The organism is Methanolapillus africanus (assembly GCF_032714475.1).
Taxonomy (GTDB): domain Archaea; phylum Halobacteriota; class Methanosarcinia; order Methanosarcinales; family Methanosarcinaceae; genus Methanolapillus; species Methanolapillus africanus.
On the sequence record NZ_JAWDKD010000003.1, the window covers coordinates 152202 to 163211 of the forward strand.

Consider the following 11010-nt stretch of genomic DNA (forward strand, 5'->3'; position numbering starts at 1 on the left):
TGGTAGGTTGAATTATAGATTATGAGATATAAATTATAAATGAGGTTGAATTATTTTTCCTCTTTATTATTTGTATTTTTTAAAAAGTTGATTGTAAATCGCCCATCTCTGGTTAAACAAACTTTTTTAGTTCTTCCATCTATATTCTCTTTTGTGACGAGTCCCCATAATTCTAAATTTTTAGTCCAATCCGTAATCATTTTTATTGAAACATATCTTTTTGTTTTGTCTCCACTTTTGACTGGTTGATATTGCCCTTCTACAATTTTATCTCCATGTTTGTATCCGATGTATCTCAATATTTCTTGCATATCTGCTTCTTTATCTTTTTTCTCGTTTAAAAATGATAAAATTGTCACATAGTTCGGATTTTTTTCTATCTCTTTTAAGTGAATTTGTGGTCTTTCAAACTTTAAGATTTCAGGAGCTGTATCTTTTTTTCCTTCGCTAATATAATAACAGTCTCCTTCAATCCAAATTGAAGCATAAAATAAACATAGGGCGAGAGGTTTTGCTCCGGGGGTTATATTAAACATGAATTTGTAATCATTGTATTTCGAATAGATCTTCAAAAATTCAGCCATTACATCATCAATTGTTATTTTTCCCAAATCTACTCTTTCCACTTCTATTCTGTTACCTTTACACAAATCCATGGTTTCAAGAATATTTTTTTCAATATCTTCGTTTTTGTTTTTGAATGTAGAATCATTGAAAATAACAACGCGGTGAATCGGATATTCTTTTTGAGCTTCTCGATATGTTGTCGGAAGGGCGTTTCCGGCGCACATGATATGAATATATTTTTTTTTAATTTCAGTCATGTTCATATTGTATGTCTTTTTTGTATTTATTGTTTACTTTCTTTGTATATTATATATTTTTTCATTAAATAATTTATATTTTTACTAAATTATTTATAAAAATTATAATCTATTCTTTAATTCTATTAGGGATTATGAACTCGACAATACGTTCAGCAAATTGGCACATCACCTCTAAATGTAATTACAAGTGCCAATTCTGCTTTGCCAAAGAGGTGCGCACAGACTTGAGAGATCATAAAATGCAGGAGGAAATTCTTCAAACGCTTTGTGAGATCGGAATTGAGAAACTCAATATTGTCGGCGGGGAACCGCAAATGCATCCGGATTTTGACCGAATTCTCAAACTGTCTAAGGACTATGGGTTTACGACAACGCTTCAGACCAATGGTTCGTTTTTGACGGAAAAAAACGTGCCTTTGATGGCTAAATACTTGGATTGGATCGGTCTTTCTATTGATTCCGGATGTGAAAAAACGGAACTTCAATTGGGAAGAGGATTTGGAAACCACGTTCAACGCGTCAAAAAATGTTGTTCTTGGATTCATTCGACCGGCTTGAATCTGAAAATTAACAGCACGATTACGTCTCTGAATTGGGATGAAAACATGCATGGCTTGATCGGCGAGTTGTCTCCTCAAAGATGGAAAGTTTTCCGGATGCTTATTCTGGAAAATGCAAACGCTGATGCAAAATATCTTTGTCCGACAGATGATGAGTTCCGCACATTTGTTCAAAAACATTTGGATCTCGTTCTTCGAAACGGCGACCGTCCGGTTTTTGAAGACAATGAGGACATGATCGGCAGTTATTTGATGATCAGTCCGGATGGAAAAATCCAGACGAATATCAACGGACGCTTGGAATATTTAGATTTTTTACATATAATAAATGAAAATAAATTTAATTTTATGGATATAAAAAAATATTTTAGGAGGGGTGGAATATATGACTGGAATGTCTGAACAATATTCCAATATTTCTAAAATTTATTTGCTCAATGTCGGCATTTCCAAAGAACACATTGAAAAGGCAATAATGTCACTTAATATTGAAAATGTCATTCTTTTTTCATCCGTTCAAATGAAAGAAGACACGATTTCCTATGCCGGCCATTTAAAAGAAACCGGTGTCAATGTTTTGGATATGGTTTTTGTCGATCCATTCACGGAAACGTCTGTGAACGAGATGATTCAGTCGATGTTGAGAATTGTTGATGAGTATCCGTCGGATGATATTGAAATCATCGCCGGTTTGACGGGCGGGACGAACTTGATGGCGATTTCTCTCGGCATTGTTGCTTTTATCAAAGGACTGAGATGCAATTATGTTCTCAATAAGGATGCAGATTTTATTATTCCTATTGACACTTTTGAGAAACTGAGTCCGGAAATGACGTTGAAAGATGTTGAATTTTATTTTAAAGAGGGATTTTGATGGTAGATGCCTTGTATTATGCCGGGTTCGGCGTGAGTGATCGTGAAGCTTCACATATGAAAGATGGTGCTTTCTTGACATTGAGAGACCATGAATGGTATTTGAAAAAAGCGATTGACAAAAGACAAAATGAGCAGTATCAATTTACATATGCGGTTGAATCCGTTAAGTTTCGGATTACTTTTGATGAATCCAAGGTGAAACCGACGATCCAGAAATTGGAAAAAGCAAACAAAGAGCTGAAAGTTATAAAATATGAATCGGAGTCTCATATTGTCCATATAAAGGGACGGCTGCCGGCTGAATTGAAATGTCTGAATGAATCCAGCGAGATGGTTTCATTTAAAAATTTCGAAGTTCTTGAAACAACATTGGAAAATTTGGAAGCTTATGTAAGGCCTGAAGAAAATAAACAGGCAGAAATGGGTGATTTGAAAGTTCATGCCGGCCTGGTGGAAAATAAATCTTCAGATGACATTACCGAAAAAATATTGGCTATGTTATATTCGTCTTCCGGTTCTGTTTATGATGGTGACGATAAAGTCATCATCCGGGGAACAGATGAAAAGAAAGAAACCATGACCATAAAAGGCAGTCCAAAAAGACAGATTTTGGATATTAGAACAGATGTTTACCAGCTTAAGAAGCAAAAAGAATCTATTCAAAGGTTAGTGGGGATGCCGCATCCATACCATTTACCCCTTATTAATTTGCTTTTGGATGAAAAACATGCTCATTGGGGAGACGTTTCAAGTGACCGGGTTCAAAAGTGGAACTTTTTGAAGGATTTAGATGGTTCAAATGAACAAAAAGAATTCGTTGAGAAAGCTTTGAATTCTCCGGATTTTTCAATATTGGTTGGTCCTCCCGGAAGTGGAAAAACAGCAACGTTGATCGAATTAATCTCTCAACTGATTGCCGAGGGAAAGCGCATCTTGCTCGTTGCGTCGACTCACGTTGCCGTTGACAATGTTTTAGAAAGAATTGTTGAAAATAATTTAAACGAAGAATTGGGTATTGTCCCGATCCGGATTGGCCGGGAAGAAGTCGTTTCAGAAAAAGTTTCCGGTTACCGCTTGGATTCTGTGGTCCATTCTACAAAAGACCGGTGGTTGAAGAAATTAGAAACCATTTCTTCTCAGAGAACATTTGAACCTTTTGAGGAAGAGCTGCATCAAAGTTTGAAGAGTAAAGATGGTAATGATGTTATCAAAAATGTGATATTAGATACATCAAATCTTGTTTGCGGGACAACCTTTGGTATTTTACAGGCTCCTATGATTAAGGAGAAGAACAGTTATTTGCCGCCGTTTGATGTCATGATCTTGGACGAAGCTTCAAAAACGACGTTTCAAGAGTTTTTGATTCCGGCTTTACATGCAAAAAAATGGGTCATTTCAGGGGATCCGAAACAGCTGGCGCCTTATGTCAACAGTGATTTTTTGATAAGCAGCTTAGGATTCAGATGTGATGATCTCCGTTTTTCTCCGGAGTTAAGAGACGTTTGTTTAAACGTTTTCAATTCAAAAGAAAAATCTGAAAACAGATCAAAAGACGGATCAAAGCCCGATCTTTATTGCAAAGTGATTGTGTTGGACGATGACTGCCCTTATTTTGATCAAATTCGGGAACAAATACAATATTTGAGTCAACAATTGGAAGATGAGAACGCATTCCCGTTAACAACTGTTGTTGATAGCCACCCTATTCCGGAAGATGTTCTTCGGCAAATTATGGTTTCAAAAGCTGTTTTTGTTAAGCAGAGTTTATTCGATCAAATCAAAAATCTCTTACCTCCTCTCTCCGAAATCGTCGGAGAAAAAGAACTCATCCTCTCGAATTCATGGACCTACCAGCGAAATTTCTTTGCTGAAAAAGGAAGGAATCAGGTCTTTGGTATGTCGGATCGGGACTGGGAAGGGGAGATTGTTTGGAGGCTTTCCAGAATGTATGAGATGTCCAGTTCCGGAAATGACAAAAAACACGATTATCTGAAAAAGGATATAAAAATGCTCTTCCCGGGATTTAATCTCACTGATATAGAATATTGCAGAAAGGAATTGGATAAATCGATCAACAATCTTCAAAAAATAGAAATTCCCTCTATTATTGATTTGTTGATTCACGGATTTGGAAACAATGATGGAAATAAAAAAGATATTATTTTGTATACAGGTCTGCCTGAAAAAACTCTAAAAAATCGAATGGTTGAGTTGAGTTATCAACATCGGATGAATCCTCAAATCTCCGAATTCCCGCGAGAACATGTCTATGATAATAAAGCGCTCATTGATGGCGGAGAAATGAAACACAGAAAAATTTGTGAGATCGGATATGGTTCGCATTCCTTCATTCGAAATTGCGTGTGCAAAGAACGAAGCGGAAATATCAATATGAACGAAGCTGACGCAATCATGAAGGAGCTGCAGAAGATTAAAAAATGGACAAAAGAGCATCCGAAAGAGGATGGTCCATGGAGTGTTGCCATTTTAACATTTTACAGAAAGCAGGAGATGCATTTGGCAAACTTAATGAGAAAGGAGCAGCCCGGTGGCCGTAAATTTTTCGATTTGAAAGATTTCAATCTCGAAGTCGTCGTTGCAAATGTCGACCGATTTCAAGGACATGAAGCAGACATTGTTTTATTATCTTTTGTCCGTTCCAGAAAACACGGTGGAGTCGGATTCTTGGACAACAGGAACCGGTTAAATGTTGCTATCACTCGTGCCAGGCACTATTTAATTGTTTACGCCGATAAAGATTTTTACAAAGGGCGTCGCGATATTTTAGGAAATTTTATGCAATCATTAGGGGAAGATATTCGATATAAGGAGGATGAATCATGACTGAATTTACATTAACTCACAAAGTTGAACACGAAATCTATCGGGTGAATATGATTATTAATGAGTTGGCAGAAGACCGGAATAAAGACATATTGCCATTTTTAATGTTTGTTGACAGCAGATACAACGTTGATTGGCATACAGTCAATTCGGAATACTTCAAGGCTGAGAAACCGGCAAGTCACCCTTTTGGTAAGAGACTGTTGGCAATGATGGAAGAATACAAACTCATCACAAAAGAATCTTCCGGGTTCTGTTTAACTCCGTTTTCAAAGGAAATGGTGGAAACCGGAAACGTGATGCTTCCACATCAGGGAATTTACGAAATCATTGTCTCCGAGGACCCTATCTTTGAAAATTCCCTTATCGGTTGCGTTCCTGATGAAGCAAATGTACAGAGTGGTTTTCAAGAAATGGCACAGAGGAGCAAGGACAAAGAGTTGTTCAAAGGGAAAATGAATGAAACCGTTATCGTTCCAAATACCGACCAATGGGTCAAGAAAAAAATTTATCTTCCTCTTCAAGATGGAAAAGTCGTGGAGGTCCAAGAAGTCTTTGAGAATGGATGTAAAGAAACCGAAGGTGAACCAATCACTGTCAAAATAATGGTTGGAGAAAACGGGAATAAGTCAATTCTTCTTCAAAAGAAGAAAGGGAAGGGGAAGAAGGAAAGCGATAAGATTGAGAGTTCCTTCCACGCCAATTTTCCAATCGAATACAGCATGGTTGTTGAAGAATTGGCAAAATTAAACGGATTGACTTATTCCTCTAAAGATCAGTCTGTTTGTTTTACTGCAGAGCTTTTGGATCGTGTTTCGGGTTCATTGACTATGAAATTAAAAGGCGGTGACATATTTTTTGATGAATATGGAACATATCGCATTTCAGAAGTTAATAAAATTCAAGTTGTTCCAAAGAACCATAATGTAGCCGTTGCTTGGATTATCCGTGAAATTCAAAACGAAGTTAAAAATGGGTATGTGACACGTGAATTATTCAAAAAAATTACTGAACAAAAAATTGACGTTATTTGCAAATGTTCAAAAAATATGGATCCTAAAACTCTCCGAGATTCCATTTGGGATTATGAAGGTTACATCGAATTCCATAAACGGGAAGATGTTTCGAAAAGAGATGATGTTTTCTGGCATGTGATTGCAGTATCAGATTTAAGTTTGGAGTAAACGGGGGGATGAAATATGGTTACAGAAATTATGCCGATTATTATTGATGTTGAAAAAGAGAATGTAAATGAAAAAATCAATAACATCTTGATGTCGGTCAATTCGACAAGTCTAGACTTGTCGGCTTTTCCATCTCTAACAATGGAATCTCGGAATTTGTTCGTAACGTCGACGGCATTAAATTTGGATAAATCACTGGCAGATAATGCAAAAGAAGCGAAAGACATCATTTGTGTTTCATCTTATTTAATCGAAGACGGAATATTTATGGACGCTCTCCTTGAAGCATCAAAAAGAGGTGTTCGGGTCTACCTGTTGACGGCCCGAGAAGAAGAGTTAAGCGTGGAAAAGGAAGATGAATTTGAAGATGGGACAAATAAAAAGGAAATCATTGAATCACACAAAAAGTTGTTGGACAAATTGGCTGGCAAAGTTTTGGTTCGCACTTCCCCTCATTTCCACGCAAAGTTCGCTCTTTTCGATCCGAAGGGTTCCAATCCAAAAGGAGTTTTTGCAACTTGTAATTTTACAAAAGATGCCATGAGTGGAAAAAATATTGAATTAGCGTTAACTATGAATGATGCCAGGGACCTTCAATCCTTTTTCACTCAGTTCGTGGAAGGTTTTTGGAATGAAGCAGGACATGAAATGATTCGCGATGATAAGACGCTTCACTTGATTTCATCCTCTCCCTTTAAAGAAATTGATGTTCAAAAAATTACACATCCATGCACTTGCAAAGGAAAGAATACTCTTCGGGAAAACTTGATTCGTTTGATTCAATCCTCTCAAAGAGAAATCATCTTGTCTTCATGGAGTTTTGATAAAGACCACGCTTGTATGAGTGAAATAAAAACAGCTATTCAAAGAGGCGTTCATGTCAAGATTTTGTGCCGAGAAAAATCCTTTGATTCCTTAATGGACTTGTCTTTAGCAGGTGCCGAGTTGTACAATTTTTCAACGAGGGTGCATTGTAAGTTCATTATTTCGGATTCGGTGAAATCAATGATCATGACGTCGAATTATTCAAATTTGGGATTAGATTCCGGATTTGAAGTCGGCATTTTGCTGAATGAAAATGAGACGAAGCAATTTAAGAGGCTTGTTGAGAACCTAATTTCCCAAAGGATGGGTGAATTCAAATCAAACATAGAACTTCAAAAAATTCCGGCTGGAAATCATAAGTTGATTCAATTCGATCCAAAAATAAAAATTGGTTTCAAAGAAGAACCTCTTCAAGTCGAAGACCGGATTGAGATCACAAATGAAAAAGAGTTAGACCTCTCCGAACTCCGAAAAATCAGAGACAATGATTCCAACAGAGATGAATTCGTAAAGAAAAGCCTTCCAAATGACAGCAAAATCAAATATAAAAAGATTGAAGGAAAAATAACTGCAATCCCTAAAAAATTTACAGATGAATCTGTGAAAGTCATCGATAAAAAAGACGGTGTCGTTAAGGTTCAATCAAAGAACGGGCAGTTCTTTTTGGTCTCCAATTGGGATGATTATGACAAAGTCATTAAATTCGGGACGAAGATTGCCTATGCCGATCAAAGTTTCATTGACGGAATTGTTCAGAAACAAAAGGACGAAGACGCCAAAAAAGAGAACGAACGGAACAATCAGAAAAAACAAAAATAAAACTGTTAATTTAAAAACATATTTGTATTTGAGTAATTGACTGGTTTCAAGCCGGTTGATTATTCATGTTTAATTTATTGAATTATTCTTATATACTATTACTTGAAGTAATAACAGATTATGCAGATTCCTACGCCGGAAGATTTGAAAAAGAAGCGGATTGAACTCGGTTTGACGCAAAGCGATTTGGCCAAGCGCGCCGGGGTCAGCCAGCCTTTGATTGCGCGGATTGAAATGAGCGACGTCGATCCGAGGTTGTCGACCGTTGCGAAAATATTGGCGGCTTTTGAAGAAGCCAAAAAGGAGCAGCAAATCGTTGCCAAGGACATCATCAGTTTCCCGGTGATTCAGGTGCGTCCCAACCAGCCGCTGGAAGAAGCGGTCATGACCATGAACGCGCACGGCATTTCTCAATTGCCGGTGATTGAAAACGGCGTTCCGGTCGGCAGTTTGTCGGAAGGTGCGGTCGTTCGGACAATCGCGGTCAAAAAATCGCTGACCGGCATGATTGTGTCGGATTTGATGGAAGAGTCGTTCCCGACGGTTCCGCAAACGGCTTCTGTTTTAACCGTTTCCCACATTTTGGAACGCAGCCCGGCGGTTTTGGTGATGGAAAAAGGCGTCGTGACCGGCGTGATTACCAAAAGCGATATTATGAAAATTATTAACGGGTGAGTGTTTTATTTTATAAATTTTAATTTTAATTTTACAATTTAATTTCATGCTTTCAATTTTGTTGACAATTATTTTTTGACGTATGTTCTAAAATTGTTCAAAATTGACAAAGCAACGAAAAACATTTTATTCCTTCTCTTAAATTTCTATTCAGATTTGAAATGGTATAACCAACTCTCAAATTCAAATAAAATCAATCAGGTTGTTTTTTATGACGATTCGAACAGATGAAAAGCTTTTAATGATGCCCGGCCCCGTTACCGTTCCTTCCCGCGTTTTGCTTGCGATGGCAAAGCCGATGATCAACCACCGCGGCAAAGATTTTTCCGCCATGTACGGCGAGATTCAATCCGTTTCCGCCGAACTTTTCAACACGAAAGCGGACAACATTTCCGTTATTTCCGGTTCCGGAACCGCCGGCATGGAAGCCGCCATCGGTTCTTTGAACAACAAATCCGACAAGATCTTGGCGATCGAAAACGGAAAGTTCGGCCAGCGCTTTAAGAAATTGGCCGGCAAATACGGCACCCTTGTTCCGCTCGAATTCGAGTGGGGACAATCCGTCGACTTGGGCAAAGTCGAAGAGGCATTGGAAGCCGGCGACATCAAATCCATCGCCATGATTCACAACGAATCCTCAACCGCCATCCGCAACCCGGCGCCTGAAATCGGAAAGTTGGCCAAGAAATACGGCGCTTACTTCATTTTAGACGTCGTGTCCTCGCTTGGCGGCGACACCGTTCTTATGGATGAGTGGGGCGTCGACGTGGCCGTGACCGGTTCTCAAAAATGTCTGGCGGCACCGCCGGGGCTCTCCATTGCCGCCGTCAGCGAACGCGCGGCCGAGGAAATGAAAAATATCACCACCCGTCCGTATTATCTGGACCTTTTGGCCTACCGCAACAGCGCCAACAAAGAACTCAAAGAAACCCCGTACACGCCGGCCGTTTCTTTGTTCTACGCACTCCAAGAGGCTCTGCGCATGGTCAAAGAAGAAGGCATTGAAAACAGAATCAACCGCCACTACTTGATGACCAAAGCCGTCCGCGACTCGATGACTGCGATCGGCATTGAAATGTTCCCGACGCTCAACCAATACAGCGCGTACTCCAACACCGTTTCCGCCATGAAGGCCCCGGCCGGCGTCGACGGCGAAGAAATCAAAAAAGCGCTCGGCAAACGCGGCATCGTCATTACCGGCGGCCAGGACCACTTGAAAGGCAAGATTTTCAGAGTCGGATCCATGGGTTCCACCACACCGCTCAACATCATGAACACGATGACCGAACTCGAATTCGTGTTGTTCACGTTGGGCATTGTCGAAGCCACCGGCGCCGTCGACGACTTTGCGGCGGAAGCCATGAAGGATTTGTACTAAAACAGAAACAGACGGTTTTGAATCTTTTTCAAAACCTCTTTTTTCCTTTTTTGTTATTGCGGGCGGCATGCGCGCGCGTTATGGCGATCATTTTTTCTTTTCGTTTTTTCAAATAAGCCATCCAATATTTTCTTTTTATATTTTCAATTGTAACCGTCCGTTTGTTTTCTTCTTATCATGTAAGCCATTCCGCTTAAACAGACGCAAAGCGTCTGTTTAAGCGGATATCGCCGGATGGGAAGGTACAGTTGGAAACAGAACCGGAAAACTGAGCAAAGTGATATGTATCTTGTCAGAAACGGCAGATGCAGAACCGGAACAAGTAAACAACTGTATTGTTGGAAACAGAAGGTGCAAACTGCAACCTAAAAACAGTCACCTGTAGGTGCAAACTGTAACTTAAAAAGTGAACTGCAGATGCAATTGGAATTTAAAAATAGTGAACTGTAGGTGCAAATTGAAATTTAAAAATAGTTAACTGTAGGTGCAAACTGTAATTTAAAAACAGAGTCAATAGATTCAAATCTAAAAATAGAAATGAAAAAAGATGAAATCATTCATCTTTTTTATCTTTCTTATCTTCAATCAAGAAGTGCATAATTTCATGACTTCGTAAGAAGTCATGAAATTTAAGCACTTTCTTGGCCTATTATTCAGCCTATTTTCTAAATTTTTTAATTCTTCCCAACTTACCTTTGAGAAATTTGTAGTTTTCGGATAATATCTTCTAATTAATGAAATTGTGTTTTCAACCGTTCCCTTTTCCCAACTATGATATGGGTGGCAGAAATAAGTTTCAATATCTAATTCCTTTATTAGCAATTCATGTCCTGCATTCTCGGTTCCATTATCGAATGTTATTGTTTTTCTGAATTCTGCCGGCAGCTGTTTCAGGCTTTCAAGCGCTTTATCCATCATTTCTTTTGTTGATTTGTCTTTCAGCAGATTGATACAAACCTAATGCGTTACCCTGTCAACGATTATTTGTCCGCATTGTTTTGATTTCCTTGATCCAAATGTAT

9 protein-coding genes are annotated in these 11010 nt (G+C 38.7%); 7 read left to right on the forward strand and 2 right to left on the reverse strand.

Annotated features, from left to right (window positions below; all coding sequences use genetic code 11):
• Positions 1 to 50: 50 nt before the first annotated feature.
• Positions 51 to 830 carry a hypothetical protein gene (locus tag MsAg5_RS01220; protein WP_338098788.1) on the reverse strand — a complete coding sequence of 260 codons (780 nt, stop codon included), beginning with the start codon at positions 828 to 830 and terminating at the stop codon, positions 51 to 53.
• A gap of 128 nt (positions 831 to 958) precedes the next feature.
• Between MsAg5_RS01220 and MsAg5_RS01225 the strand changes: the two genes are divergently transcribed.
• The 7 genes from MsAg5_RS01225 (at position 959) to MsAg5_RS01255 (ending at position 9988) form a co-directional block, all read left to right on the forward strand.
• Positions 959 to 1789 (forward strand): viperin family antiviral radical SAM protein, encoded by an 831-nt coding sequence (locus tag MsAg5_RS01225; protein ID WP_338098789.1) that lies wholly within the window; start codon positions 959 to 961, stop codon positions 1787 to 1789.
• A complete protein-coding gene (locus MsAg5_RS01230; RefSeq protein WP_338098790.1) occupies positions 1773 to 2261 on the forward strand; it encodes a hypothetical protein in 489 nt (162 codons plus the stop codon). The genes MsAg5_RS01225 and MsAg5_RS01230 overlap by 17 nt, the downstream gene beginning before the upstream one ends.
• Complete coding sequence (locus tag MsAg5_RS01235; RefSeq protein WP_338098791.1) at positions 2261 to 5107, forward strand: AAA domain-containing protein; 2847 nt, start codon at positions 2261 to 2263, stop codon at positions 5105 to 5107. Before MsAg5_RS01230 ends, MsAg5_RS01235 begins: the two co-directional genes overlap by 1 nt.
• Positions 5104 to 6291 carry a hypothetical protein gene (locus MsAg5_RS01240; RefSeq protein ID WP_338098792.1) on the forward strand — a complete coding sequence of 396 codons (1188 nt, stop codon included), beginning with the start codon at positions 5104 to 5106 and terminating at the stop codon, positions 6289 to 6291. Before MsAg5_RS01235 ends, MsAg5_RS01240 begins: the two co-directional genes overlap by 4 nt.
• A gap of 15 nt (positions 6292 to 6306) precedes the next feature.
• The gene (locus MsAg5_RS01245) at positions 6307 to 7935 is read left to right on the forward strand and encodes a phospholipase D-like domain-containing protein (protein WP_338098793.1); all 1629 of its coding nucleotides are present in this window, start codon (positions 6307 to 6309) and stop codon (positions 7933 to 7935) included.
• A gap of 120 nt (positions 7936 to 8055) precedes the next feature.
• The gene (locus MsAg5_RS01250; RefSeq protein ID WP_338098794.1) at positions 8056 to 8610 is read left to right on the forward strand and encodes a CBS domain-containing protein; all 555 of its coding nucleotides are present in this window, start codon (positions 8056 to 8058) and stop codon (positions 8608 to 8610) included.
• A gap of 211 nt (positions 8611 to 8821) precedes the next feature.
• Positions 8822 to 9988 carry a pyridoxal-phosphate-dependent aminotransferase family protein gene (locus MsAg5_RS01255; protein ID WP_338098795.1) on the forward strand — a complete coding sequence of 389 codons (1167 nt, stop codon included), beginning with the start codon at positions 8822 to 8824 and terminating at the stop codon, positions 9986 to 9988.
• A 585-nt stretch (positions 9989 to 10573) separates the two neighbouring features.
• On the opposite strand, the gene MsAg5_RS01260 is transcribed toward MsAg5_RS01255, so the two are convergent.
• The gene (locus MsAg5_RS01260; protein ID WP_338098803.1) at positions 10574 to 10939 is read right to left on the reverse strand and encodes an IS30 family transposase; all 366 of its coding nucleotides are present in this window, start codon (positions 10937 to 10939) and stop codon (positions 10574 to 10576) included.
• Positions 10940 to 11010 lie beyond the last annotated feature (71 nt).

Coding starts and splice junctions, on each gene's coding strand:
- MsAg5_RS01240 (WP_338098792.1), top strand. CDS start 5,104: ATGACTGAATTTACATTAACTCACAAAGTTGAACACGAAATCTATCGG.
- MsAg5_RS01255 (WP_338098795.1), top strand. CDS start 8,822: ATGACGATTCGAACAGATGAAAAGCTTTTAATGATGCCCGGCCCCGTT.
- MsAg5_RS01230 (WP_338098790.1), top strand. CDS start 1,773: ATGACTGGAATGTCTGAACAATATTCCAATATTTCTAAAATTTATTTG.
- MsAg5_RS01245 (WP_338098793.1), top strand. CDS start 6,307: ATGGTTACAGAAATTATGCCGATTATTATTGATGTTGAAAAAGAGAAT.
- MsAg5_RS01220 (WP_338098788.1), bottom strand. CDS start 830: ATGAACATGACTGAAATTAAAAAAAAATATATTCATATCATGTGCGCC.
- MsAg5_RS01235 (WP_338098791.1), top strand. CDS start 2,261: ATGGTAGATGCCTTGTATTATGCCGGGTTCGGCGTGAGTGATCGTGAA.
- MsAg5_RS01225 (WP_338098789.1), top strand. CDS start 959: ATGAACTCGACAATACGTTCAGCAAATTGGCACATCACCTCTAAATGT.
- MsAg5_RS01250 (WP_338098794.1), top strand. CDS start 8,056: ATGCAGATTCCTACGCCGGAAGATTTGAAAAAGAAGCGGATTGAACTC.